Below are 25,063 nucleotides of genomic sequence, written 5' to 3' on the forward strand. Positions count from 1 at the left end.
ATAAATGCTATCAAAAAGTTGAGGTAAATATAAAATGAATACATATTTTAACTAGGGTTATACTCAGAAAATAATTAAAGGATAAATGGAAAGGAGTGGGTAACCAAACAACGAACGGAGGAAACAAGTATGTTAACTAAAAGAAAAGCAAACAAAGAGGATTATCGTTCAATTATCAAAATATGGGAAAGATCAGTAAAAAATACACATGATTTTTTATCTGAGGAAGATTTCAATTTTTATAAAAAATAATTCCTGAAAATTTAGATAGTGTTGACTTAACTATCTGGAGTGAAAACGATGAGTTAGTTGGTTTTAGTGGTCTTGATCATCATGAGTTAGTCATGTTATTCCTTGATCCTAATTTTATTGGAAAACGCTATGGTAGTAGAATATTGACGTGGCTAGTTGACAATGAAGGGATAAACAGAATTGACGTGAATACTCAAAATGAACAGGCTAAAAGATTCTATTTAAATCACGGCTTTGAAATTGAATCAGAGGATGCAGTCGATGGTTTCGGCAAGCCTTATCCAATTACTCATTTGGTGAAAAAAACTAAGTATTAAATTAGCAACACAACACTAAACAAAATGATGGGATAAAACCAATCAATCGTTTTATCCCATCATTTGCCTATTTTATTCCACTTCAAAAAATGTTTTATATAAGGCTTGGATCGCTTTTTTCTCTTGATCTTCACGAATTCCAAACATAATACTGACCTCAGAAGAACCTTGGTTGATCATTTCTAAGTTGATTTTATTAAAAGCTAAAGCGGCAGTGCTGTCTGCCATAACCCCGATCCGTTGGCGCATGCCTTCACCAACCACCATCAACATCGATAAACCATGTGTGATCCGTAATTCATCTGGCTCAAGTTCACGCTCCAAGCGCTCCATTAATTGTTCCTCGATCTCAATCGTCAATTGCTCTTCTCGCAAAATAATCGAAATATCATCGATTCCAGAAGGCATGTGCTCATAACTAAGACCGAGCTCTTCTAGAATTTGCAATAAACGACGCCCAAAGCCTAATTCTCTATTCATTAAATATTTACTAATATAAATGCTGGCAAATCCTTGGTCGCTGGCAATTCCGACAACAGGGTCGTGTTTTACTGTTCTAGACGTTGTGATCAAGGTTCCTGGATGTTCAGGATTATTTGTATTTTTGATAACGACAGGGATACTAGCACGGTAAGCAGGCATCAAGGCTTCATCATGTAAGACTGCAAAGCCTGCATAAGCTAATTCTCGCATTTCCCGATAGGTTAGTTCCTTAATTGTTTTAGGTTCATGAATGATTCCAGGGTGAGCCACAAAAATCCCATTAACATCCGTAAAGTTTTCGTAAATATCAGCTTCGACTCCAGCTGCAACGATCGAGCCTGTGATATCAGAGCCTCCTCTAGAAAATGTACAAATATCTCCCGCTTCTGTAAAACCAAAAAAGCCAGGAATCACTAGAATTTCGTCAGTTGTTTTAAACTGGTTGATTTTGCTTAAAGAAGAGGGCAAAATCCGGGCATTACCAGGTTCGTCTGAGACAATGATCCCAAGATCACTTGGATTTTTATACCGAGCCTTTAGTCCGCGCTGTTGGAAAAAAGAAGCAACTAATTTTGCATTGTTATCTTCACCGCTTGCCAAAAAGGCATCAAAAAGATGTGGGTTATCCTGCTTTGGTAATGTAGCCAATTTTTGGATTCCCTGTTGAATATCATTTAGTATCTCTTTATCAAGCCCCAACTCATCTAAAATCGCTTCGTAGCGACCAACGATTTTGCCAGTGATTTCAGTCGTATTTTCATTATTTAAATAAGTATTATAGTAAGCAATAAGTAAATCGGTAACTTTGATGTCCCCTGAAGAACGCTTACCAGGAGCTGAAACAACGATAAACTTTCGTGAAGCGTCTTCTTTTACGATTTGTAAAACTTTTTCTAATTGTGCAGCTGATGCTAGTGAGCTACCTCCAAATTTTGTGACTTTCACTTTTTTCACTCCTAATTTTAATAGATTTTTCATTATAATAGTAAAAGAATACCGAAAGATGGACTGAAAAGCAACTGTAAAAATGACAATTATTCGTTCTTTTCCGTTATTTTCCAACAAATTTCTTCATTTTTTTTCAAACTTTTGTTAGACTGGTAGAGCTGAATAAGAATAGTCAAAAAAAGGAGCGCCAAAATGACGCAAGAATACAAGGGAATTATTTTCGATATGGATGGTGTGTTAGTCGATAGTGAGGAGTTCTATTATCAACGTAGAAAAGCTTTTCTCAAGGAATATGACCTATCTATTGAACAGATTCCGATACCATTATTTATCGGAGCTGACATGCGAAGCTTATGGGAGACGATTCTTGAAGTTAATGATACAATCTATGATGAAGCTTTCTTGAATGAAAAATACCATCAATATAAAGCAGAGCATCCCATTGATTACAGTCGATTGATCGATCCAGATGCCAAACGAGTCTTGCAGTTTTTTAAAAGAAAAGGGTATAGAATCGGTTTAGCCTCATCATCAACGTTAGAAGTGATCCAAGAAGTTTTAAAAGAAGGACAATTAACGAGCTATTTTGATGTAGTCGTGAGCGGCACACAATTCAAAAAAAGCAAACCAGCTCCAGAAATTTATGAATATACCGCAGAAGAATTAGGACTCGTGCCTAAAAATTGTTTGGCAATCGAAGATTCTGAAAAAGGGATTCGTTCGGCTCGTGATGCGGGGATAACGGTTTGGGCTATAAAAGATACTCGTTTTGGTATGGACCAGCAATTGGCAGATCTAAAAATTGATACATTGAGTGATGTGTGTAAAAAGTTGCAAAAGACAGAGAAAATCGGTTAAACTAACGAATAGTCGGCAGAGATGCGTGACAATAATACAAAGTCAAAACATTTCTTAAAAATTTACAAATTGTTAGTGCTTGATTGAGTGGTTTGTGCTATAATTTTCTGTAGGTGTTTTTAAGGAATTTTAAGTAGATAAGAGAATATTGTGACAGTAGATAGAGGTGTTTTTGTTATCTATTGGCTGTTGCATATCATATATGGACTAATAAACGGAGGAACCATGAATGAAGAATAATCTGATCATTATCGTAGTTTTAGCTATAATAATCATCGCAGCAGTTTTGTATTTAGTTGGTTATTTTATGAGAAAGAAAAATCAAATGAAACTCGATGATCTGGAAAAGAGGAAAGAAGCGCTGTTCGACTTACCAGTGATTGAAGAGGTCGATGATGTCAAAAAAATGCACATGGTCGGGCAAAGTCAGAACACATTTAGAGAATGGAATCAACGTTGGACCGAGATTTCTACTCGTTCTTTTGCAGAGTTAGAAAGTCAGATTTTTGAAGTTGAAAATTTAAATGAAACCTTCCGTTTTATGAAAGCAAAAAAAGCAGTTGCCGAAGCTGACGAGACAATGACTGAGATGGAATCAGAAGTTGAGATCATTCGTAATGGTTTGAAAGAGCTACGTGAAAGTGAAGAACGTAATTCATTGGAAGTTCAAAAAGCTTTAGATGTTTACGAAGAAATCAGTAAATTACTTCATGACGAAAAATCAGAATTTGGTTCAGCTTATCCGGAATTACAAAAACAAATCAAAAATATCGAGATCGAGTTTACTCAATTTGTTACATTGAATACTTCTGGTGATCCGATCGAAGCACGTGAAGTATTGGAAAATGCCGAACGTCACACCTATGAATTAGATGATGTGATGAAACGTATCCCACCACTTTATGATGAATTGAACCGGACATTCCCAGATCAACTAAAAGAGATCGAAGAAGGATACAAACGTCTGCTTGCAGATCATTATGTGTTCCCTGAAAAGAATTTTGAAGAAGAATTGAGACGCGTTCAAAAACGTGTGAAAAATTCAACGGTTGATTTAGAAAAAACAGAAGTTGATGCGGTTGAAGTTGCAAACCGTGATACAGCTAATGCGATCGATGCACTATATGAAATCATGGAACGTGAGATCAATGCTAAGAAATATGTGATCACAAATCATAAAGTCGTTGGAGATTACATTGCTCACGCATTGAAAAACAATCGGCAATTAATGATCGAACTGGATCACACATCACAAAGTTATACATTGAATCATAATGAACTTGGACGTTCAAGAGGGTTCCAAACTGAGATCGAAGAACTGATTCGTCGTTATGAAGATTTCGAACCAAAAATGAAAGAACATACCATTGCATATTCAGAAGTTCAAGCATTCTTTAAAGACTGTTACAAAATTTTAGATGACATCGAAAATCAACAAGTTGAAATTGATGATTCATTAAAAGAATTACGTAAAGGTGAGAAAGCTGCTCAAGAAAAAGTGGACCAATATGATTTCCGCTTACGCAATATCAAACGTCATGTTGAAAAACAACGTTTACCTGGTTTGCCAGCTGACTACCTAGAATTCTTCTTTGTTGCAACAGATAGAATCGAAGAATTAAGTAAAGCCTTGAACCGTATTAGAATCAATATGGAAGAAATCAAGAAACTGTCTGATCTTTGTAATGAAGATTTAGAATTACTAGATAAGAAAACCAATGATTTAGTTAACTCTGCTGCATTAACAGAACAAATGATGCAGTATGCAAATCGTTACCGTCATACACACGAAGCAATTCGTGTAGCGATGGAAAATAGTTTAGAACTATTTTCAAAAGAGTATAGATATCAAGATGCACTAGATGAAATTGGAACGGCACTTGAAAGAGTGGAACCAGGAGCATTTAGAAGAATCGAAGATTTCTATTTCAATAATCTTGATGCAATTTAACTAGTTAAGGGTGAGACAAGTGTCTCACCTTTTTATTTTGTATTCGGTTGAACTACGAAAGCAGAAAGTATATAATAGGAAAGAATTTCAAGAGAAGAAGGTTTTTAGATGATATATTTTGATAACAGTGCGACAACACCGATTTATCCTCAAGCGTTAGATACATATGTAAAAGTTAGTCAACGAATCATTGGCAATCCGTCTAGTTTGCATGATCTAGGTAATCAAGCAAACCGCTTGCTAGAGCAAGCACGGAAACAAATTGCTGACTTGATCCAAGTAAAATCAAACGAGATTAATTTTACAAGCGGTGGCACAGAAGGTGATAATTGGGTCTTAAAAGGAACCGCTTTGGAGAAAAAATCATTTGGTCGCCATATTATTATTTCAAATATTGAGCATCCAGCTGTTTCTGAAACAGCAAGACAGTTGGCTGAAAATGGCTTTGAACTATCGATTGCTCCAGTTGATGAACGTGGGTTTGTAAAAGTGGCTGAACTAGCCAAATTGATTCGTAAGGATACTATTCTTGTGTCTGTTATGGCAGTCAATAATGAAATCGGCTCGATCCAGCCAATTCAAGCAATTAGCGACTGTTTAGAAAATCATCCAACGATCCATTTCCATGTGGATGCCGTTCAAGCAATTGGCAAGGTTTCTCAGGAACAATGGCTAACGCCACGCGTGGATTTTGCTACATTTTCTGCACATAAATTTCATGGGCCAAGAGGGGTTGGGTTTATTTATTGGAAACATGGACGTAAGCTAGCCCCTTTATTAAACGGTGGCGGCCAAGAAAATGATCAAAGAAGCGGTACAGAGAATGTTGCCGGGATCGTATCAATGGCGAAAGCATTGCGTTTATATACAGATAAAAGAGTAGAAAAACCAACGCATACAGCAACTATTCGTCGTTATTTGGTTGAAGCTTTACAAGAATATGCCAACGTTACGGTCTTTTCAAAAGAAACGTCAGATTTTGCTCCGCATATTTTATGTTTTGCGCTAAAAGGGATTCGTGGCGAGGTACTGGTACACGCCTTAGAAGAAAAGCAAATTTATACATCAACGACAAGTGCCTGCTCTAGCCGGAAAAAAATGGCTAGCAGTACCCTACATGCCATGAAAGTCCCTGATACTTTAGCAACTTCTGCTATTAGAGTCAGCTTAGATGAAAGTAATACAATTGCTGAAGCTGAGCAGTTTATGATTATCTTTAATCAATTGTATAAAAAATTCTTGGTATTGAATGGATAAGAAAAACGAATAAAAATTAGCTAAAATCGCTTAACGGCTATGATATACTAGCTAAAGTAAATAATACTAGAAAATCAAGCTTATAGAAAAGGATTGAAAAATTGTGAAATATACTGAAATCATGGTTCGCTATGGCGAACTTTCAACGAAAGGGAAAAATAGAAAATTATTTATCTCTCAACTAGCACAAAACGTTAAAAGAGTACTAGGTGATTTTCCTGCTGTCAAGATCCATGCAGATCGAGATCGAATGCACTTATTATTAAATGGCGAAGACAGTGTACAAATCTTACCTAAGTTAGAAAAAGTCTTTGGTATTCAAAATTTTTCACCTAGCATTCGTGTGGAAAAAACAATACCGGCAATTCGTGAAATGGTTCAAACTATCATCAAATCTGCTTATCAGCCGGGACAAACATTTAAAATCACTTCCAAACGTTCAGATCATAGTTTTGAATTGGATACCAATGAATTAAACCGAGAGCTTGGCGGAGCAGTTTTTGAAGTTTTTCCTGAAATAGCCGTACAAATGAAAAAACCGAATATTGAAATTCGTTTAGAAATCCGTAAAGAAGGTGCGTATCTTTCTTATGAAACGATTCGTGGTGCTGGCGGGTTACCAGTGGGAACTAGCGGACGTGGTATGCTAATGCTTTCTGGAGGGATCGATTCACCAGTGGCAGGCTACTTAGCAATGAAACGTGGTGTAGAAGTTGAAGCCGTTCATTTTGCCAGCCCGCCTTATACCAGTGAACAGGCCTTGCAAAAAGCCAAAGATTTAGCAGCAAAAATCGCTCCCTATGGCGGTAGTATTCAGTTTATTGAAGTACCCTTTACTGAGATACAAGAAGAAATCAAACGAGTTGTCCCAGAAGGGTATCTAATGACTGTGACCCGCCGAATGATGCTGCGTTTGACAGATGCCATACGTGCTGCTAGAAAAGGCTTAGTGATCATTAATGGCGAATCATTGGGACAAGTAGCTTCACAGACCTTGCAAAGTATGGTGGCAATCAATGAAGTGACCACAACACCGATTATTCGTCCTGTTGTCTCAATGGACAAAGGTGAAATCATAGAAATCGCTGAAAAAATCGATACCTTTGAATTAGCGATCCAGCCATTTGAAGATTGCTGTACAATTTTTGCGCCACCTCAACCAAAAACGCGACCAAAGTTAGATAAAGCCCAAGCTTATGAAGCTCGCTTAGATATCGAAGGATTAATGGCTCGTTCAATGGCTGGTTTGAAAGTTAGTGAAATAACTGAACAAAACGAACAAAACGAAGAATTTTCTGATTTTCTATAAAAGTTGAAAGAACAGACTTGGTAACGCTATCGAATCTGTTCTTTTTTTTATTAGGTTTTTCTAATATCTGCATTTTTTTCACAAACAAGTTGCTCACATACCTCAACCATGCTAAACTATATATGTGAAATAAGTAACAAGGGGGCTAGGAAAATGAAAGAATTACATAAAGAAAAAACAATGCCAAAAGCAACGGCTAAACGATTACCGTTATATTTACGTTATTTAAAAATGTTAGGAGATTCCGGCGTAACTCGGATCAAGTCTAAAGAGTTTAGTGACGTGATCCAAGTGCCATCAGCTACGATCCGTCGCGATTTCTCCCATTTAGGTGAATTAGGACGTAGCGGTTATGGCTATGATGTACCTTATTTAATCGAGGTATTTAGTCATATTTTAAATACCCAAGAAGAAAAACGGATTGCCTTGATCGGCTGTGGTAACTTAGGAAAAGCGTTAGTCAAAAATAATTTTCGAAGAAATGAAAATTTAAATATTGTTTGTGCATTTGATACACAAGAAGAGCTGGTTGGGTTGTCGATTGATGATATCGTTATCCAGCCTATGGAAAATTTAGCGAAAGAAGTTGAGCGAACGGGTGTAACGGTTGCGATATCAACTGTCCCGAGTCAATATGCTCAAGAGGCAATCGATAAAATCGTAGAAGTCGGAATTACTGCGATTTTAAATTTTGCACCAGACCGTGTGATTGTCCCTCAGAATGTGAATGTGCAATATATTGATTTAACAACGGAATTACAGACGTTGATTTATTTCGATGAAACTTTTTCAAAAAATAAGAGCTAGAAAGCAAGAACTTTGTCATCTGTGTTTTCTTCATCTATACTTGATGGAGATAGAAAGATTTAACTAATTGAGCTATAGAAGCTTTATTTGTTTTAGGGGAGGAATAACAGAATGAAAGTAACAAAAAAAGGTGAAGTAGTAGAAATCAGCGGTGTACAACCTGAGGTAGGTAGTAAAGCACCAGATTTCTCATTAAAAAATTTGAAAGATGAGGTAGTCAATCTGTCAGATTTTGCAGGTACACCTGTTTTGATCAGTGTAGTACCGGATATCGATACTAGAATTTGTTCATTACAAACAAAGCGTTTCAATCAAGAGGCAGCGAATGTTGCTGGTGTTAAATTTATCACGATATCAAACAATACAAAAGAAGAACAAGAGAATTGGTGTGCAGCTGAAGGTGTGGACATGGAACTTTTACACGATACAGAAGGAACCTTTGGTGAAGCGTATGGTTTATTCATCCCTGCAATGGGACGTTTAGCACGTGGAATTTTTGTGATCGATAAAGATGGTAAGCTGGTTTATGAAGCAATTTCGACTGAGATTGCGGAAGAGCCGGATTATGCAGCTGCATTGGATAAAGTAAAATCTGTGCGTTAAACTTTTTCAAATTGACTTCTATTCAACTTCAATGGTAAAATAGACCAAAGACCATGATCAAGAGGAGTACTACTGGCATCGTTATAGAGAGAAAATCACTTGGTGGAAGATTTTCACATAACCAGTAAGAAGGTAGCTTGGGAGTCAATGATTTGAATGAAGTAGAATGATTCGAGTAGTGATCGTTACCTCACGAATGAAGCGGTGTTTGGGATGATCAAGCACAATTTAGGTGGTACCGCGTAACAGAGTTTACGCCCTAAAATACGAAAGTATTTTAGGGCTTTTTATATGTTCATCACATATTTTGAAGCAATCTGAGATTGAACAGTACAAGGCGACTGATAAGAAGTGTTGTTACCTTAGTGTGCTGCTTTACCATTCGTTTAGATTAAAATCAGAAAGAAGGAATCTACATGACAGAAGAAAAAAATCTGCCAACAAAATACCAACCAACAGAAGTAGAACAAGGTCGCTACCAAAAATGGCTAGACCAAGATTTATTCAAACCAAACGGAAATAAAGAAGCGAAACCTTATTCAATTGTGATTCCACCGCCTAATGTTACAGGTAAGCTACATTTGGGACATGCGTGGGATACAACGTTACAAGATATGATTATTCGTCAAAAAAGAATGCAAGGCTTTGACACATTATGGTTACCTGGAATGGATCACGCTGGTATCGCAACGCAAGCCAAAGTTGAAGAAAAATTAGCAGAACAGGACATCTCTCGTTATGATTTAGGTCGCGAAAAATTTGTAGAACAAGTGTGGGATTGGAAAGAAGAATACGCTTCTCATATTCGTGAACAATGGGCAAAAATGGGCTTATCTTTAGACTATAGCCGTGAACGTTTTACTTTAGATGATGGCTTATCTCAAGCGGTCCGCAAAGTGTTCGTTTCTTTATATGAAAAAGACTTGATCTATCGTGGTGAATACATCATCAACTGGGATCCAAAAGCGAAAACGGCCTTATCTGATATCGAGGTTATCCACAAAGATATTGAAGGTGCCTTTTATCATATGAGCTATCCACTGACTGACGGAACAGGTGTTGTGGAAATTGCAACAACTCGTCCCGAAACCATGTTAGGTGATACTGCGATTGCAGTTCATCCTGAAGATGAGCGCTACCAAGCCTTGATCGGTAAAACTGTTACATTACCTTTAGTAGATAAAGAAATTCCGATCATTGCTGATGAGTATGTAGACATGGAATTTGGAACAGGGGTAGTGAAAATCACACCAGCTCATGATCCAAATGATTTTGAAGTAGGTAACCGTCACGATTTACCACGTGTAAATGTAATGAATGAAGATGGTTCTATGAACGATTTAGCAGGAAAATACGCAGGGATGGATCGTTTTGCAGCACGTAAAATGATTGTTTCTGATTTAAAAGAAATGGGTCGTTTAATTAAAATTGAAACCATGAATCACAGTGTTGGTCATTCAGAACGTACTGGCGTTGTCGTTGAACCGCGCTTATCTACACAATGGTTCGTTAAAATGGCGCCACTTGCTGAAAAAGCCATCGAAAATCAAGATACAGATGACGCAGTAGAATTTTATCCACCACGTTTTAATCAAACATTCTTACGTTGGATGGAAAACGTACATGATTGGGTGATCTCACGCCAACTATGGTGGGGACATCAAATCCCTGCTTGGTACCATAAAGAAACAGGCGAAATGTATGTCGGCATGGAAGCTCCAGCAGATCCTGAAAATTGGACTCAAGATTCAGACGTATTAGATACTTGGTTCAGTTCAGCCTTATGGCCGTTTTCAACAATGGGCTGGCCGGATGAAGAAGAAGCTGACTATCAGCGTTATTTCCCAACAAGCACTCTGGTGACAGGCTATGATATTATTTTCTTCTGGGTTAGTCGAATGATGTTCCAAAGCTTAGAATTTACAGGACAAGCGCCATTTAAAAATGTCTTGATGCATGGTCTGATCAGAGCAGAAGATGGACGTAAAATGAGTAAATCTCTAGGGAACGGGATCGATCCGATGGAAGTGATCGATAAATACGGAGCCGATGCATTGCGTTGGTTTATGTCGAATGGTTCAACACCTGGTCAAGATATGCGATTCAGTTACGAAAAAATGGATGCTTCTTGGAACTTTATCAATAAAATCTGGAATGCCAGCCGTTTTGTGATCATGAATGTTGAAGGCATGACTTATGAAGATATCGATTTTAGCGGTGAGAAAACTGTCGCAGATCGTTGGATTTTAACCCGTCTAAATGAAACAGTCGCTCGTGTTACTGACTTATTCGATCGCTTCGAATTTGGTGAAGCGGGTCGCCAGCTATATAACTTTATCTGGGATGATTTCTGTGACTGGTACATTGAAATGAGTAAAGAAATTCTTTACGGTGAAAACGAAGTTGCAAAACAAACAACACGTAGTATTTTAGTGTATACGCTAGACCAAATTTTACGACTATTGCACCCAATCATGCCATTTGTGACAGAAGAAATCTGGGAAAATATCCCGCATAAAGGTGAATCTCTTGTGATTGCTGATTATCCAGTTGTTCAGGAAGAATTTTCAGACGAAACAGCCGCTCGTGGTATGGAAGTCTTAAAAGAAGTAATTCGCGCAGTACGTAATATTCGTGCTGAAGTGAATACACCATTGTCTAAACCAATCACTTTATTGATCAAAACAAGTGATGAAGCGGTAGATAAATTCTTGATTGAAAATACCAATTATATTGAGCGTTTCTGTAATCCAGATGAGTTAACGATTGCAAGTGACATTATAGCGCCAGAATTGGCGATGTCAGCTGTTTTAACAGGAGCTGAACTCTATTTACCACTAGCTGGTTTGATAAACGTGGAAGAAGAAATTGCTCGATTAGAAAAAGAATTAGACAAATGGACACAAGAAGTCAAACGTGTTCAAGGTAAATTAGCAAATGAACGATTTGTTTCTAATGCGCCGAATGAAGTTGTGGAGGCTGAAAAGGCCAAAGAGAAAGATTATTTAGAAAAACAAGTCGTTGTGAAAGAACGAATTGCACAACTGCGTACAGTGAATTAACAATAAAAAAATAGGGTAATAATCATGTCTTTTCTGATTATTACCCTATTTTTTTTAAGATAATCGTATTACATACTTGCTATCATAAAGTATTCAGCCAATCAAAAACCGATTAAACAAGAACAAGACCGCATAGCCATAAGTGGCAACTGACCAAAATTTAAAAATCAGTAAAATTTTCATATACTCCTTAAAAGGAAGGTCAGTAAGTCCAGCTACCAAACACACCAAATCATCTGGTGCAAATGGAACGAGCAAGGTGATAATCATCAATCTCTTGATTCCTTTTTCGGGGCGATCTAGCATCTTTTCAAATTTTAAATAGCGTTTCTTCGTTAAAATCAATCGGGCAAAGGACTTACCGTAATAGCGAGCTAACCAGTAAACAATGATTTCCCCGATGATCAAACCGACATAACTATAAAGTAGCCCTTGAATATTACCGAACATCAGCATACCGACTACCGTGGAAATCCCACCAGGTAAGATTGGCACGATGACCTGTAATATCTGTAAAAAGATAAAAATAAATACCGCATATTCACCAAATTGCTTGATAAAATCCTGTAGAGATTGAACAGAATGAAAAATGCCTTTAGAATAACCATAAATAACCAAACCAGTAAAGCTGATAACACCTACAATCGGCAGTACATAGATGATTCGTTTCAAAATGTTACGTCCCATGGCTGCAGTTTCCTCTCGCTGTTACGTTATTTTTCGTTTCTTGTAATACTTTAATAGTTGATAAAATAATACGCCCAAAAGAACAGAAATGCTAATCATAACGCCCACAATGAAATTTTGTTGTTGATACTGCATCGTGAGTTGATGCTTTCCAGGAGATAAGTTAACTCCAGTAAAATTGCCTAAAACTGACATTGCTTTGACTTTTTTTCCATCAACTGTGATTTGCCAGTTTTTGTCATAAGGTATAGCTAAGTAGAGTAGCGTATTTTCTGAGTCAGTAACCGTTATATTGCCTGACAATGTTCCAGAAGCCTGTTGCTTAAGTTGAATAGCTTGGGACTTTTGCTTGGTAATAAATGAATCAAAAGTATCCTGTTGTAGGGTTTTTAATTCGATCATTTGATCTTCTAGTGCTATTTCTGATTCAAGTTGTAATTCAACTTCAGCATCTTTTTTAAAGTACCCCAAATTAAACAATTGATTGGTTGCGATGTAAACAGCTGGTTGGATTTTTTCACCATTTACTTTGAATGAGGTGATTTTTTTCCAATTGATTTCAGGTACATAAAGGTAAAGCTCACCGTTAGCGGATGTTTTGGTTGTAAGTGTGTAGTGATTATCAGCTTGTGTTTCCCAAGTGACTTTTTGTGTTTCCTGAAAATAACTTTGCGGGTTAGCTTGGATCTGCTGCAAAATCATTTCCTGATTTTTTAAAGGCTGATTTTCCACTAGTTTTAGTGAACGAAATCCTGAAGGGACTAAAAAGCCCATACCGATTGCTTCAGGATTTTGATAAACATTTGTAGATGAATCCGTTGAAAGATTTTCCTGATATGTTTTGACTTCAGGTGTTAGTTGATAGGAGACGTTCAAGAGCAGATTGATTACTTTTGATTCATCTACGTAAGCGATTCTACGATCATTTTTTTGATACAAGCCTAGAGCGTGAAGAGTATCCTGAGTTTTGGCATCTAACGTAGAGGTGTAGCTTGAGACGCCAGCGTATCTGTATAAAATTGGATTATTATAGCCATTATTTTTCTCTCTGTAACCTGCAGTATCAGAATCAATGGTTTGTTTGATGCGGAATAAATTTGCTTGCTTATCTTGCAAATCTGAAATCAGGTTATCTTGAATGTGAAATGTTTGCGCAAATTTTTCTTGATTACCAAATGGAATATCTTTAAAACTGATCCAAAAATTAAAAACCAGTTCAGAGCAAACAACTAAAAATAATAATGCATAGACGCTAACTCTTTTTGCGCCACTGTTTTTTTGAGTAAACACGATGATACCAAAGGTCAGCCAAATACTAATAAGACTGAGGATAAAATAATGATCAGATAAAAGAAAAATCTTTTCTTCAGAAAGTTTTAAGGCAATATAGCCAATGAGCAATAGGCCAGAGAAAATAGTTGGAATCATGATTGTTAATTTTGCGCCCTCTTTTAATTTCAAAAAGGCTTCATAGCCAATTTTTATGATCAAAAAACTAAAGATAAAGGTATTTCTATACGGAAATCCTGCTGGGCTTTGGAACATATGCCAAACTGTATTCACTAACTCTAACCAGAAGCTTAAGAAAATAAACCCAAGCAGAAAAACGGCGCCCCATTTTGCTTTTTTAGGAATACTAGATAGCTGGAAATAGGCGATAAAAAGCATAACCATCAAGACCCCAGAAAAAATCGTGGGTAAATGCTCTAACCGCCATTCAAAATTAACACTACCAAGGCCAAATTGTGAAAGAAAATTAAGCCCAAAATTAGGTGTAGGTAAAAAGGTTTGCCAGTCAAAATTTGTTTTCTTTGTCGCTAACATTCCTTCGATAGCTGGAATTAAAATAAAACTGGTACTGATTCCGGTAAGAAAGGAAGTCAGAAAAAACAAGCGACCTTCCTTGATAAATTGCCAGAGCGATTTCTTTTTAGACGCATCATTTTTTTGATAGTACCAGTATAGACTGTAACAAACAGCGAATAGACAAAGCATGTAGCCCATATAATAATTAGTCACAATAGACAAAAATAAAGCGCCAGAATAAAGTGCATATTTTTTATGATCCCACAAGCGCTGAATGCCTAAAATAAGTAAAGGCAGTAAAATAAGGGCATCCAACCACATAAAATTCAAACAATAAACCGTTACAAAACCGCATAAACTATACGATGTTGAAAAGAGCAATGTGGCTATTGTAGATTGCTTATAGGTTTTGTGAAGGTAATAAAACATCGAACTGCCCATCAGTGAAATTTTTAAGGTAATGATCAGTAGGATTGCAATCGGCAACTGTTCATAAGAAAAAAGCAGCACTAAACTATTGAACGGGCTCAATAAATAATAAGCACTTAAGGGTAAAATCGTTCCGCCAAGTGCATCGGAAAATGAATAAAGGGAATAAGTATCACCCTGAAAAAATTGCTTAAATAAACTTAAAAAAGGCATATATTGTGTGCCCAAATCACTAACTAAGAGATTGTTATTTCCAAAAGGTGCTAATCCTAAAATCGACCAGAGTATGATCAATAATAGTAGGGGGAGAAGAAAGCTCCCGCTAATCAATAAATTTTTTTTAACTTTTAACATTTTTATACTGCTCCTCTATTCTAATGATTTATAACTGTTTTAGGATAAAGGTCCAATCAATCCTGAAAAATCAAACGAACTACCTGCAACAATACTATTTTTTAACGAGTTATTTATAAAATGAATTTGGTTTGAGTGATACTCTAAGAATCTAGTCTATCACGGGGTTAGGTGTTGATGCAAAAAAATCAATACTCACTTTTTACATATAGTCTTGTTTATTTTATCACAACTGTTCTTTTTTTAAAGCATAGAGTCATTTGTTTACTCTTTTTTATAAAATGCCGTTTTTTTAACTGTAAATCGAACAATTGTGGGATTTTAGACTTTAATTAGTGAAAAGCATCTTCGCTTTCGATATAATGGACAGTGAGGAGTTGATAAGATGTCATTAACGATAGAAGAAGCGATCGATTGGATTCACAGTAGACTGCCATTTGGCTCTAGACCTGGTCTTGATCGAGTAGAAGCATTATTGAAAAGAGTCGGCAATCCTGAAGAAAAAGTACCAACGATTCATATTGCGGGTACAAATGGAAAAGGATCTACTGTCACTTATTTACGGTGTATGCTAGAAGAGTTAGGGTTAAAAGTCGGGACCTTTACATCTCCGTATATCGAGCATTTTAATGAACGAATTGCCATCAACGGACAAGGCATTTCAGATGATCATATCATCCAGTATGTAGAAAAATATCAAGAGTTGATCAAAGAGATGGATCAACAGCCTGAAAGTGCGGGAATCACAGAATTTGAAACCTTGACGGCCATGGCTCTTGATTATTTTTTAGATGAGGAAGTAGATATCACCATTGTGGAAGTTGGACTTGGTGGTTTATTAGATAGTACCAATGTTGTAAAACCGATGTTGACGGCAATCACAACCATTGGAAAAGATCATACAGAAATCTTAGGCGACACCCTTGAAAAAATTGCTTTCCAAAAGGCAGGGATTATTAAGGAGTCGATACCAGTTGTCACTGGGAATATTGAAGAAGAAGCTTTTGTAGTGATCAATGAAGTTGCCCAAACGAAGCATAGTAGAGTGTATCGCTATAATCAAGAGTATAAAACGGACTATTTACACCCAGATAAAAATTGGGGTGAGATTTTTAATTTTTACAGTGAAGCTGGCAAATTACCTAAGGTCAAAGTGCCTTTATTAGGTCGGCATCAAGTTGAAAATGCAGCGGTTGCGATCCAATTATTTTATCTTTATTGTGAGATACAGAAATTCAATTTTTCTGATAAAGATGTGTACCACGGATTAGCGCAAGCTCGATGGCCTGCTCGGATGGAAAAAATCAGTGATGAACCATTGATCATTTTAGATGGTGCCCATAATGATCATGCAATGCGCCGCTTAGCAGAAAATTTGAAAAAAGAATTTCCAAATCGGGAAATCCACATTTTATTTTCAGCACTAGCTTCAAAAAATATTGATCAGATGATTGCGCTCTTGAGAGGAGTTCCAAATGTTCATTTATATTTGACGACATTTGATTATCCTAGGGCAATCGATCTAACTAAAATGGAACATTATGAAAATGATAAAACAGAAATCGTTTCATTGTGGCAATTCGGTTTAGGTGAAATTTTAGAAAAAATGTCATCAGATGACTTGCTGCTGGTGACAGGTTCACTTTATTTTGTTTCTCAGGTACGGGAATTATTAATGAATATTGGTTCTGACGTTGGGAATTAGTTGCTTTGAAACATGCCAAGAAACACAACGAAGAAATGAAGTGATGTTGAATGCTCCTGCGGTTACTCGTCGCACGAAAAGACTTGGTACAAGGTGAAGCGAAGCTGAACGTTGCTACCGTATCTAGCTACACAAATCAATCCTTAGGAAAATAGATAAATTTTCAATGAAACAAAGAACGTCTCATTGACAATTTCCTAATTTTCTACAGGATTAACCGATTTGTTTCGCTTTTAATGTTATCTAGCTTCAAGAGCTAGCCACTACGCTTTGCTTCGATCTCATCAATTCCTAAGAGCTAAAGCTCTAAGGATTGAAGGTCTCAAGAAAAAGATAAAAACTGAATGAGCTCTTTCAGCTTTTAATGTTATCTAGCTACGCGGGCCAGTCTCTCGAAAAAAGATGAAAATGGAATGAGGCAAAAAGCAACTCAGTCAATTTTCCCTATTTTTCAGTCGAGACTGGACGAGCCCGCTACGCTTTTGCTTTGAAACACAGAGAATGAAATGAACTGATGTTGAAAAGTACAAGGCGAAGCAAAGCGGAACGTTGTTACCATATGTTATCCAGCTACGCAGGCTAGCTCTTCGGAAAAAAGATAAATTCTAAATGAGGCAAAAAGCACCTCAGTTAGAATTTCCTATTTTTCTGTCAGAGCAGGACGAGCCCGCTACGCTTTTAAATTTAGGAGGAAATCATGAAAACAATTGATGGCGTAATTTTTGATATGGATGGTTTATTATTTGATACAGAATTGATTTATTATCAGTCAACACAAAAAATAGCAGATGCTATGAATTTTCCTTACAGTAAAGAGCTTTATTTAGAGTTTTTAGGGGTGTCAGATGAAGAGGTTCAAGAAAACTATCATCGAATTTATAAAGATTTCGGTAAAGCCAAAGTAGATGAATTTATTCAACGATCGTATGAAGATACTTACCAAGTGTTTGAATCGGGCGCTGTTCCTTTGAAGGATGGAGTTTTGGAGTTGCTTGATTTTCTAGACCAACAAGAAATTCCTCGAATCGTCGCTTCAAGCAATGTTCGTCCAGCAATCGAATTACTATTAGATGGCGCTGGAATCAAAGAACGTTTTTCTGGAATTGTTTCAGCAGAAGATGTGACCCGTGCAAAACCAGATCCAGAAATTTTCCAAAAAGCATTAGCGTATCTTGGTACCAAAGCAGATAATACGTTGATTTTTGAAGATTCATTTCATGGTGTAACAGCAGCAGATGCAGCAGGAATTCCTGTGATCATGGTCCCAGATTTATTGGCACCGACAGAAGAAATAAAAGGGAAAACGCTAGAAATTTTTGAAAGCTTGAATCAAGTGCCAGATTATTTTAAAAAATAAGATCATCACTCCTTTGCGTATCTTTTAGTAGAAGCGTATAAAGGAGTGATTTTTTTGATTAAAGAAGAAAAATTATTTATTAGAGAGATGCCAGAAGATTGTTTACCACGAGAACGATTGGAAGGTGTCGGTGAAAAAGCCCTATCCAATCAAGAGTTACTGGCAATTTTATTGCGAACAGGTTCCAAGAACACCAATGTGATGGAAGTCGCATCTAAATTTTTGAATTATTTTAATCATCTATACGAATTGAAGAATGCGACATTGACTGAAATGATGGAAATCAAAGGGATCGGTCGTATCAAAGCGATTGAGTTAAGAGCAGCTATCGAATTTGGCTATCGAATCCAACAAAGCACTCAGCTAAAATTAGGAAAGGTTTCGTCCAGCTATCAAATTGCGCAAAATTTGATCTATGAATTACAAGATTTTCAGCAAGAGCATTTAGTTTGTTTGTATTTGAATACTAAAAATGAAGTCATCAAGCAAGAGACTGTATTTAAAGGATCGTTAAATCAGTCTGTCGCTCACCCAAGAGAGATTTTTCGCAGTGCTGTAAAATATTCTGCGGCACGTTTGATTCTTGCACATAATCACCCAAGTGGTAACCCAACGCCATCAGAAAGTGATATTCATTTCACGCAAAGAATGCAAGAATGTGGGAAAATGATGGGGATTGAAGTATTAGATCATATTATCATCGGAGCACAAGTTTACATCAGTATGAGAGAAGAAAACTTTTTTGCTGCAGAATAACTAGATTTCTTGCAAAAATAAGGGTTCGCATGTACAATATTAGTGTAATCTTGTTTGGGACAATATAGAAGTTTTAATTTTAAAACCCTCTATCGTACACGGGCAATGTTACAATATTTAGTGCTTAAGCACGAGGAGGAACAAAAGAATGGAACAAGGAACAGTAAAATGGTTTAACGCAGAAAAAGGATTTGGATTTATCTCTCGCGAAGATGGTAGCGATGTATTCGTACATTTCTCAGCTATCCAAGGTGAAGGATTCAAAACAATCGAAGAAGGCCAATCAGTAAGCTTCGACGTTGAAGATTCAGATCGTGGACCTCAAGCAGTTAACGTTGTAAAAAACTAATTCATCCATTCCAAAACATCTAGCAAATTTGCTAGATGTTTTTTTTATGCAGAGTCTGTTGAGTGAAAATAATTTAGTTTTCAGTAGTTTCTCCTTACATTTTTGTTACTATCTTTTTTGTTGGTAAGTTGTAGACTACTTGTAAGAGGTGATAAACGTGTTGAATCTTTCTTTAGTGGTGTTCTTTGTCTCATTAGCGTTTCTTGGATTAGCAGGTGCTCTTTATCGTTGGCGAGCCTTTACCAATAAAAAAGCCTGGAATGGTATGGTAGTCCCGCTAGTTATGTTTGGCTTTGTGTTATTCGTTGTTAGTTTAATAATGATTTATCTCAATTACCCAAAATAATCTTTCGCATGAACGATGATAGGGACCACTAGGCAAAAATGAACAAAACAAAAAAGGCATCCGTGATTTACCATTCACTGGATGCCTTTAAATCGTATTAGAACTTGAATCGCTCATTTAGGTTGATAACTCCTTAAATAGATTTTTTCAATTCTTTTACTGCTTGTGTAATCGTGATACCATAAGCAATATTTGCTTGGTTATTTGCATCGATAGCCATAAACAAATTTCTCTTTGTATCAAGTGCTACACGGTATTTTAATACTTTATTACCAAATGTCATAATAATTCTCCTCTCTTGATTCTTATGAAAGGCAACGATATCTGATAACGAAATTCCATGATTACTATACCACGGCTTGTTTGACGTGTAAAGAAGAAAGTTTTAATGTAACAATCTTTTTTTGTAGAAAGCTCTTTCACGTAGTATAATGGAGATACCAAAGAAGGAGGTTTTTTATCATGGGAGAGTCATATAAGAATATTTTAGTTGCTGTAGATGGTTCTGGCCAGTCAGAAAATGCGTTTCAAGAAGCGATAAAAATTGCCAAACGCAATGGTGCTGCATTACACATATTGTCTGTTATTGAAGAGATGGGCAATTACTTTGGTGAACTAACGATGTCGATGGGCACCTTGATGGAAGATCTTCGTACAAAAGAAGAAGCAGAAATGAAAGAACGAGAGTCCAAAGCGCTTGAACAGGGCGTTACCAACGTTTTTACGTATGTCATGTATGGCTATCCTAAAACATTGATCGCTGATTTTACAGAGTCAGAACAACCAATTGATTTGATTGTGATTGGTAGAACTGGGCTAAATGGTTTTGAGCGATTAATGGTCGGATCAACGACGTCTTATGTTGTCAATCATACGAAAGTCAATGTTTTAGTGGTGAATAAAACAGTTTAGAGTTTAAATAAGAGCAAAAAGCAACTGTAGGCGTTGAGTCTGTCAGTTGCTTTTTTACTATTGACATTAAAGTTAGGTTTCATGTTATAGTACAAAAAAAGTAATCGGAGGAATCAAATGACAGGAAAAACAGTAAAAGAAGCCGCTAAAATACTTGGAGTCCCAAAATCAACCTTGCGATATTATGATAAGATTGACTTACTAAAACCGAGTAGAGAAGACAACGGTTATCGAGTGTATCAAAAGATCGATTTATTAATGATCAAATACATTTTGGTAATGAAATATGGTGAATTTAACCTTGAAGAAATGTAAACACTATTAGGTTTAATCTCAGATAAGACCACGACTGACTGCAGAGAAAAAACAGAAAAATTGATAAAGGCTAAGAAAAAGCTATTCCAAGATAAAATCGACTATTATCAGCAAATGGTATCATTATTCGAAAAAGTCCCAGAAATAAAAGATCTTAACGATGAGGAAGAACGTGCAATCGATTCTTATGTTGAGCAAATCTATCATATGATTTCAACACCTGGGGTAATAATTCAATGAAAACATTATTATTCGCACCAGAAACTTTTAATTTAGCTGAAACAACTAGAATGATCGAAGTCGCCAAAGAATGTCAGGCCGAAGCTAACTGTGTTTTTATGGGCTATAGTCGGAAATTTGCTGACTTTATTGAAGAAGCAGGGTTTGAATTTAACTATTTATCACCTCATTTAACAGAAACAGATATCGTTAACATCATGAACTTTGATCAAATGAAATCGTTCAAAATTCCTTTTACCTATGAAACGTTGAAAATGAGGATCGAAAATGAATTAAAATTGATTAAGAAGCTTAATCCAGACGGGATAATCATTGGTTCTACGATCAGTTTATTGATTAGTGCACGTGTCAAAAAGGTTCCATTGATTTATGTTAAGCCCTATGCTTATAGTCGGACTCATGTAGAAGGACCACTATTTATGAAAGATTCAAATCCCTATTTAAAAAAACTAGCACAATCTTTTATTTTACATTTAAAATGGCTTCCAAAAAATATTAAAAAGCTGATAGAAGAGTATGATGTAAAAGATCGATTTAACTATACGATCGACGCTGTGTCCGCTGATTTAAATTGTATCACTACACCTGAATTATTAACTAATAATCCTAATTTACCAAGTGACAGTATTTATGTTGGGCCTATTTTTGCGAATTTAAATGAAAAGATACCAACTCAGTTACAACAGTTGCTAGAAACAAGTACAAAACCTCTTATTTATTGTAGTATGGGAAGTTCGACTAATCGTCAACTCATTTTTGAGTTATTACGTAATTTTGATGGATTAGATGTTGAGGTGATCAGCCCAATGAGAAGTTACTTAACAGAAAAACAAATAGAGCAACTTCCTGTAAATGTACATCTTTATGATTGGTTACCTGCAATGGAGGTGCAAAATAAAGTAACACCTTGTGTTCTTCATGGTGGAGAAGGAACGGTTCAGACCGCATGCCTCGCTGGGAAGCCATTTATCGGCATTGGTTTACAGAAAGAACAAGAGTATAATATCAGCTGTTGCACTAAGTATGGTAATGCAATTCAAATAAAAAAAAGCAAATTAAAGGATCAGTATTTGTTTAAGCAGAATCTTCAAGCACTTTTGAATCATTCAGTCTATGAGCAGCAAGCTAAAAAGCTACAGCAAGAATTAAAACCACATAAGGGGAGTAAGTTAGCAGCCCAAGAACTTATGCAATTTTTAACGACTGTTACTAAATAAAAAAAAGCCAGAACAGGAATGTTTTTTTATCCCTGTTTTGGCTTTTATAATAGGTAAAACTCATGAAGTCATGATCATTGGCAAAATCATTGGGTGACGTTCTGTTTTTTCAAACAAGAACGGTTGTAGAGCAGCTGTGATTGCATCACACAATTTTGCTTCTGTACAATTGTCATCCCGCAATGCTTCGCGGATTGCGTTAAATAATAAACGCTGTCCTTCGTGGATCATTTCGCCTGACTCTCTCATATAAACGAATCCACGAGATAAAATATCTGGACCAGCTAGAATTTCTTTATTTTTAATATCAACTGTTGCTACAGCTAAAACTAAGCCCTCTTCTGAAAGAATTCGACGGTCACGTAAAACAACATTGCCGATATCACCGACACCATTACCGTCTACATACACATCATTTGCATTGAAATGTCCTGCAATACGAGCGTCATCAGCTGTTAAAGCCAATACATCACCATTCTCCATAATAAAACAATTTTCAGCAGGAACACCGACATCTTGTGCTAACGATGCATGGATTTTCAACATTCTAAATTCACCATGAACAGGAACGAAATATTTAGGTTTCATTAAGCTCAACATTAGTTTTTGCTCTTCTTGACCACCGTGACCTGAAGTATGGATATTGTTGATTTTACCATGAATAACTTCAGCTCCTGCTTCTGAAAGCAAGTTGATCAAACGATTAACACTCGTTGTATTTCCTGGAATCGGTGAACTTGAAAAGATTACTGTATCACCAGGTTGTACGGAGATTTGACGGTGTGTTCCATTAGCGATCCGACTTAATGCTGCCATCGGTTCACCTTGAGAACCCGTACATAAGATCATGGTCTCATTAGCCGGTAGTTGGTTAAGCTCAGAGGCATCGACAAAGGTTCCTTTAGGTACATTGATATAACCTAGTTGTTCGCCATTGACGATCGCATTTTCCATACTACGGCCAAATACTGCAATTTTACGTCCCGTTGCAACCGCGGCATCAGCAGCTTGTTGCAGACGGAAAATATTTGAGGCAAAACTTGCAAAGATGATTCTACCATCGATTTTTTCAAAAATCTTCAAAATAGAAGATCCGATTGTTTTCTCTGATTTAGTAAATGTTGGGATTTCAGCGTTGGTACTATCTGATAATAGACACAAAACGCCTTCTTCACCTAATTTTGCCATACGATGTAAGTTTGCTGGTTCACCAACTGGTGTAAAGTCAAACTTGAAATCGCCTGTTGCAACAATATTTCCAGATGGTGTTTTAACAACAACACCTAATGCATCAGGAATACTGTGCGTTGTTCTGAAAAAGCTGACCGCTGTCTTGCGGAAACGAATCACAGTATCTTCATTGATTTCATGCATCTCAGCATCACGCAATAGTCCATGTTCATCCAGTTTATTCGTGATCAAAGCTAAAGCCAAGGGACCCGCGTAAATCGGGATATTAGCTTGACGTAATAAATACGGAACGCCACCAATATGATCTTCGTGACCATGAGTGATAACTAACGCTTTGACTTTATGCAGGTTTTGAACGATGTAGCTATAATCTGGAATAACATAGTCGATTCCAAGTAAATCATCTTCTGGAAACTTGATCCCAGCATCAATAATGATGATTTCATCTTGAAATTGAACCCCATAAGTGTTTTTTCCAATCTCGCCCAAACCGCCTATTGCAAAAACGCCGGTTTCATTGTTTTTTATATTTACTTTCATATTAAAACTCCGTTAAAGAGAATTCCGCGTGCTCTGTTTCATAAGCTAAATGATTTTCATCAAGTGCTTGGATATACTCAATATTGTATGGGGTATTTTCTTCTACTTGTTGACGTACGATCACGTCATTTTCCGCTTCTACATAAATCGATTTTGTATCTTCTCTTTTTGGGTTTCTTGTTTTTGTTTCTTGATAATAAACTTTATAAATCATCGTTTTTTCTCCTTTATCTGCTTAAGCAGTTAGTTATTTATTTTTATTATTTTCTTACTGTAATTTTGAACACAACAAAATGAGGTGGCTGTCCACCTTAAAAACAATTGTCATCAAGAACCTTTGTTGATGATGAAATGAAGCCTCGACTTTGCTTCACGTTACTTGTTTTATGGCACCTGTACTTTCTTTCAACCGTCCTTTGTGTTGTGTGTACAACAATTAATGGTATTTTATCATAAAATAGGAAATAAGTATAGAAACAGACTTGTGACTTTAAAGAAACTCTATTATTCATTTGGTTGATTTAAAGGAGTCCCTTTCTTTTTATTGAAATACAAATTTAACCCAATTAGATGCATTAAATAGACGATGGCTAAAGTCGTTGTCATAAATGGATTACGGACAATGACACATGGAATTGCAAAAACCACAAACAAAGTTGAAAATAGTTTTACACGACCTAGTGGCGTAATTTTCTTTTCAACGATAGATTCTTGAATATACTTTTGATAATAGCTCGATTCAATAAATTTAGTATATAAATAGTCAGAACTGCGCATCCAGAAAAATGCGGTCAAGATATAAAAAATCGCTGTGGGTAAAATTGGTAGGAAAATTCCTACTGTTCCAAGTCCGAATGTAAGGCAACCTAAAAACATATAAAGCATTTTTTTCATTGATTTGATTCCATCGCTTTCCTCTGATTTTGTTACGAAAAGTAAAGTAACTTTTATTATAGCATAGTAAAAATGGTCTAGTTTATTATTCAGTTGAAAAGGGAGCGATTTTCATTTA

23 protein-coding genes, 1 pseudogene and 1 other annotated feature are annotated in these 25,063 nt (G+C 36.4%); of the genes and pseudogenes, 17 read left to right on the plus strand and 7 right to left on the minus strand.

Annotation, left to right across the window (positions count from 1 at the left end; genetic code table 11):
• Positions 1 to 129 precede the first annotated feature (129 nt).
• Positions 130 to 569 (plus strand): annotated as a pseudogene (locus A5819_RS09535) (GNAT family N-acetyltransferase).
• 72 nt (positions 570 to 641) lie between these two features.
• Here A5819_RS09535 and A5819_RS09540 read toward each other — a convergent pair.
• Positions 642 to 1,997, minus strand: a complete 1,356-nt coding sequence (locus tag A5819_RS09540; RefSeq protein WP_086279671.1) for an aspartate kinase — start codon at positions 1,995 to 1,997, stop codon at positions 642 to 644.
• A 195-nt stretch (positions 1,998 to 2,192) separates the two neighbouring features.
• Between A5819_RS09540 and A5819_RS09545 the strand changes: the two genes are divergently transcribed.
• The 7 genes from A5819_RS09545 to A5819_RS09575 all read left to right on the plus strand — a co-directional run bounded on the left by A5819_RS09545 (position 2,193) and on the right by A5819_RS09575 (position 11,847).
• The gene (locus A5819_RS09545) at positions 2,193 to 2,858 is read left to right on the plus strand and encodes an HAD family phosphatase (RefSeq protein ID WP_086278579.1); all 666 of its coding nucleotides are present in this window, start codon (positions 2,193 to 2,195) and stop codon (positions 2,856 to 2,858) included.
• A gap of 229 nt (positions 2,859 to 3,087) precedes the next feature.
• Positions 3,088 to 4,809 carry a septation ring formation regulator EzrA gene (gene ezrA / locus A5819_RS09550; protein WP_086278580.1) on the plus strand — a complete coding sequence of 574 codons (1,722 nt, stop codon included), beginning with the start codon at positions 3,088 to 3,090 and terminating at the stop codon, positions 4,807 to 4,809.
• Between the two features lie 108 nt (positions 4,810 to 4,917).
• Complete coding sequence (locus A5819_RS09555) at positions 4,918 to 6,066, plus strand: cysteine desulfurase family protein (RefSeq protein WP_086278581.1); 1,149 nt, start codon at positions 4,918 to 4,920, stop codon at positions 6,064 to 6,066.
• A gap of 103 nt (positions 6,067 to 6,169) precedes the next feature.
• Positions 6,170 to 7,375, plus strand: a complete 1,206-nt coding sequence (gene thiI / locus A5819_RS09560) for a tRNA uracil 4-sulfurtransferase ThiI (protein ID WP_086278582.1) — start codon at positions 6,170 to 6,172, stop codon at positions 7,373 to 7,375.
• Positions 7,376 to 7,528: 153 nt separating this feature from the next.
• Positions 7,529 to 8,182 (plus strand): redox-sensing transcriptional repressor Rex, encoded by a 654-nt coding sequence (locus tag A5819_RS09565; RefSeq protein ID WP_086278583.1) that lies wholly within the window; start codon positions 7,529 to 7,531, stop codon positions 8,180 to 8,182.
• 111 nt (positions 8,183 to 8,293) lie between these two features.
• Positions 8,294 to 8,785 carry a thiol peroxidase gene (tpx, locus tag A5819_RS09570; RefSeq protein ID WP_086278584.1) on the plus strand — a complete coding sequence of 164 codons (492 nt, stop codon included), beginning with the start codon at positions 8,294 to 8,296 and terminating at the stop codon, positions 8,783 to 8,785.
• 44 nt (positions 8,786 to 8,829) lie between these two features.
• Positions 8,830 to 9,050 (plus strand) — a binding site (T-box leader).
• A gap of 151 nt (positions 9,051 to 9,201) precedes the next feature.
• Positions 9,202 to 11,847, plus strand: coding sequence for a valine--tRNA ligase (locus A5819_RS09575; RefSeq protein ID WP_086278585.1), 2,646 nt, complete (start codon positions 9,202 to 9,204; stop codon positions 11,845 to 11,847).
• Between the two features lie 93 nt (positions 11,848 to 11,940).
• Here A5819_RS09575 and A5819_RS09580 read toward each other — a convergent pair whose 3' ends face one another.
• Both A5819_RS09580 and A5819_RS09585 read right to left on the minus strand, forming a co-directional pair.
• The gene (locus tag A5819_RS09580; RefSeq protein WP_086278586.1) at positions 11,941 to 12,534 is read right to left on the minus strand and encodes a TVP38/TMEM64 family protein; all 594 of its coding nucleotides are present in this window, start codon (positions 12,532 to 12,534) and stop codon (positions 11,941 to 11,943) included.
• Between the two features lie 21 nt (positions 12,535 to 12,555).
• Positions 12,556 to 15,123 (minus strand): YfhO family protein, encoded by a 2,568-nt coding sequence (locus A5819_RS09585; protein WP_086278587.1) that lies wholly within the window; start codon positions 15,121 to 15,123, stop codon positions 12,556 to 12,558.
• Positions 15,124 to 15,508: 385 nt separating this feature from the next.
• Here A5819_RS09585 and A5819_RS09590 point away from each other — a divergent pair, with 385 nt between their 5' ends.
• The 5 genes from A5819_RS09590 (at position 15,509) to A5819_RS09610 (ending at position 19,636) form a co-directional block, all read left to right on the plus strand.
• Positions 15,509 to 16,828 (plus strand): folylpolyglutamate synthase/dihydrofolate synthase family protein, encoded by a 1,320-nt coding sequence (locus A5819_RS09590; protein ID WP_086278588.1) that lies wholly within the window; start codon positions 15,509 to 15,511, stop codon positions 16,826 to 16,828.
• Between the two features lie 697 nt (positions 16,829 to 17,525).
• Positions 17,526 to 18,185: an HAD family phosphatase gene (locus tag A5819_RS09595; RefSeq protein WP_086278589.1), complete on the plus strand. Its 660-nt coding sequence runs from the start codon at positions 17,526 to 17,528 to the stop codon at positions 18,183 to 18,185.
• A 54-nt stretch (positions 18,186 to 18,239) separates the two neighbouring features.
• A complete protein-coding gene (gene radC, locus A5819_RS09600) occupies positions 18,240 to 18,941 on the plus strand; it encodes a DNA repair protein RadC (RefSeq protein ID WP_086278590.1) in 702 nt (233 codons plus the stop codon).
• 148 nt (positions 18,942 to 19,089) lie between these two features.
• Positions 19,090 to 19,290 (plus strand): cold-shock protein, encoded by a 201-nt coding sequence (locus tag A5819_RS09605; RefSeq protein ID WP_010760372.1) that lies wholly within the window; start codon positions 19,090 to 19,092, stop codon positions 19,288 to 19,290.
• A gap of 157 nt (positions 19,291 to 19,447) precedes the next feature.
• Positions 19,448 to 19,636: a hypothetical protein gene (locus tag A5819_RS09610; RefSeq protein WP_086278591.1), complete on the plus strand. Its 189-nt coding sequence runs from the start codon at positions 19,448 to 19,450 to the stop codon at positions 19,634 to 19,636.
• Positions 19,637 to 19,769: 133 nt separating this feature from the next.
• Here A5819_RS09610 and A5819_RS19260 read toward each other — a convergent pair whose 3' ends face one another.
• Positions 19,770 to 19,919 carry a hypothetical protein gene (locus tag A5819_RS19260; protein WP_010760373.1) on the minus strand — a complete coding sequence of 50 codons (150 nt, stop codon included), beginning with the start codon at positions 19,917 to 19,919 and terminating at the stop codon, positions 19,770 to 19,772.
• Positions 19,920 to 20,098: 179 nt separating this feature from the next.
• Here A5819_RS19260 and A5819_RS09620 point away from each other — a divergent pair, with 179 nt between their 5' ends.
• The 4 genes from A5819_RS09620 to A5819_RS09635 all read left to right on the plus strand — a co-directional run bounded on the left by A5819_RS09620 (position 20,099) and on the right by A5819_RS09635 (position 22,320).
• The gene (locus tag A5819_RS09620) at positions 20,099 to 20,548 is read left to right on the plus strand and encodes a universal stress protein (RefSeq protein WP_086278592.1); all 450 of its coding nucleotides are present in this window, start codon (positions 20,099 to 20,101) and stop codon (positions 20,546 to 20,548) included.
• Positions 20,549 to 20,665: 117 nt separating this feature from the next.
• On the plus strand, positions 20,666 to 20,863 hold the full coding sequence (locus A5819_RS09625) for a MerR family DNA-binding transcriptional regulator (protein WP_086278593.1): 198 nt from the start codon (positions 20,666 to 20,668) through the stop codon (positions 20,861 to 20,863).
• A gap of 60 nt (positions 20,864 to 20,923) precedes the next feature.
• Positions 20,924 to 21,103: a hypothetical protein gene (locus A5819_RS09630; protein WP_086278594.1), complete on the plus strand. Its 180-nt coding sequence runs from the start codon at positions 20,924 to 20,926 to the stop codon at positions 21,101 to 21,103.
• Positions 21,100 to 22,320, plus strand: coding sequence for a glycosyltransferase (locus A5819_RS09635; RefSeq protein ID WP_086278595.1), 1,221 nt, complete (start codon positions 21,100 to 21,102; stop codon positions 22,318 to 22,320). The genes A5819_RS09630 and A5819_RS09635 overlap by 4 nt, the downstream gene beginning before the upstream one ends.
• 60 nt (positions 22,321 to 22,380) lie before the next feature.
• Here A5819_RS09635 and A5819_RS09640 read toward each other — a convergent pair whose 3' ends face one another.
• The 3 genes from A5819_RS09640 to A5819_RS09650 all read right to left on the minus strand — a co-directional run bounded on the left by A5819_RS09640 (position 22,381) and on the right by A5819_RS09650 (position 24,945).
• Positions 22,381 to 24,051 carry a ribonuclease J1 gene (locus A5819_RS09640; protein ID WP_086278596.1) on the minus strand — a complete coding sequence of 557 codons (1,671 nt, stop codon included), beginning with the start codon at positions 24,049 to 24,051 and terminating at the stop codon, positions 22,381 to 22,383.
• 1 nt (position 24,052) lies between these two features.
• Positions 24,053 to 24,265 carry a DNA-directed RNA polymerase subunit epsilon gene (locus A5819_RS09645; RefSeq protein WP_086278597.1) on the minus strand — a complete coding sequence of 71 codons (213 nt, stop codon included), beginning with the start codon at positions 24,263 to 24,265 and terminating at the stop codon, positions 24,053 to 24,055.
• A 290-nt stretch (positions 24,266 to 24,555) separates the two neighbouring features.
• Positions 24,556 to 24,945, minus strand: a complete 390-nt coding sequence (locus A5819_RS09650; RefSeq protein WP_086278598.1) for a YbaN family protein — start codon at positions 24,943 to 24,945, stop codon at positions 24,556 to 24,558.
• Positions 24,946 to 25,063 lie beyond the last annotated feature (118 nt).

The sequence above is a fragment of the Enterococcus sp. 7E2_DIV0204 genome (assembly GCF_002140855.1).
GTDB classification, from domain to species: Bacteria; Bacillota; Bacilli; order Lactobacillales; family Enterococcaceae; genus Enterococcus_L; species Enterococcus_L lemimoniae.

Coding starts and splice junctions, on each gene's coding strand:
- A5819_RS09545 (WP_086278579.1), top strand. CDS start 2,193: ATGACGCAAGAATACAAGGGAATTATTTTCGATATGGATGGTGTGTTA.
- ezrA (WP_086278580.1), top strand. CDS start 3,088: ATGAAGAATAATCTGATCATTATCGTAGTTTTAGCTATAATAATCATC.
- A5819_RS09555 (WP_086278581.1), top strand. CDS start 4,918: ATGATATATTTTGATAACAGTGCGACAACACCGATTTATCCTCAAGCG.
- A5819_RS09565 (WP_086278583.1), top strand. CDS start 7,529: ATGAAAGAATTACATAAAGAAAAAACAATGCCAAAAGCAACGGCTAAA.
- tpx (WP_086278584.1), top strand. CDS start 8,294: ATGAAAGTAACAAAAAAAGGTGAAGTAGTAGAAATCAGCGGTGTACAA.
- A5819_RS09575 (WP_086278585.1), top strand. CDS start 9,202: ATGACAGAAGAAAAAAATCTGCCAACAAAATACCAACCAACAGAAGTA.
- A5819_RS09580 (WP_086278586.1), bottom strand. CDS start 12,534: ATGGGACGTAACATTTTGAAACGAATCATCTATGTACTGCCGATTGTA.
- A5819_RS09585 (WP_086278587.1), bottom strand. CDS start 15,123: ATGTTAAAAGTTAAAAAAAATTTATTGATTAGCGGGAGCTTTCTTCTC.
- A5819_RS09590 (WP_086278588.1), top strand. CDS start 15,509: ATGTCATTAACGATAGAAGAAGCGATCGATTGGATTCACAGTAGACTG.
- A5819_RS09595 (WP_086278589.1), top strand. CDS start 17,526: ATGAAAACAATTGATGGCGTAATTTTTGATATGGATGGTTTATTATTT.
- A5819_RS09605 (WP_010760372.1), top strand. CDS start 19,090: ATGGAACAAGGAACAGTAAAATGGTTTAACGCAGAAAAAGGATTTGGA.
- A5819_RS19260 (WP_010760373.1), bottom strand. CDS start 19,919: ATGACATTTGGTAATAAAGTATTAAAATACCGTGTAGCACTTGATACA.
- A5819_RS09620 (WP_086278592.1), top strand. CDS start 20,099: ATGGGAGAGTCATATAAGAATATTTTAGTTGCTGTAGATGGTTCTGGC.
- A5819_RS09625 (WP_086278593.1), top strand. CDS start 20,666: ATGACAGGAAAAACAGTAAAAGAAGCCGCTAAAATACTTGGAGTCCCA.
- A5819_RS09635 (WP_086278595.1), top strand. CDS start 21,100: ATGAAAACATTATTATTCGCACCAGAAACTTTTAATTTAGCTGAAACA.
- A5819_RS09640 (WP_086278596.1), bottom strand. CDS start 24,051: ATGAAAGTAAATATAAAAAACAATGAAACCGGCGTTTTTGCAATAGGC.
- A5819_RS09645 (WP_086278597.1), bottom strand. CDS start 24,265: ATGATTTATAAAGTTTATTATCAAGAAACAAAAACAAGAAACCCAAAA.
- A5819_RS09650 (WP_086278598.1), bottom strand. CDS start 24,945: ATGAAAAAAATGCTTTATATGTTTTTAGGTTGCCTTACATTCGGACTT.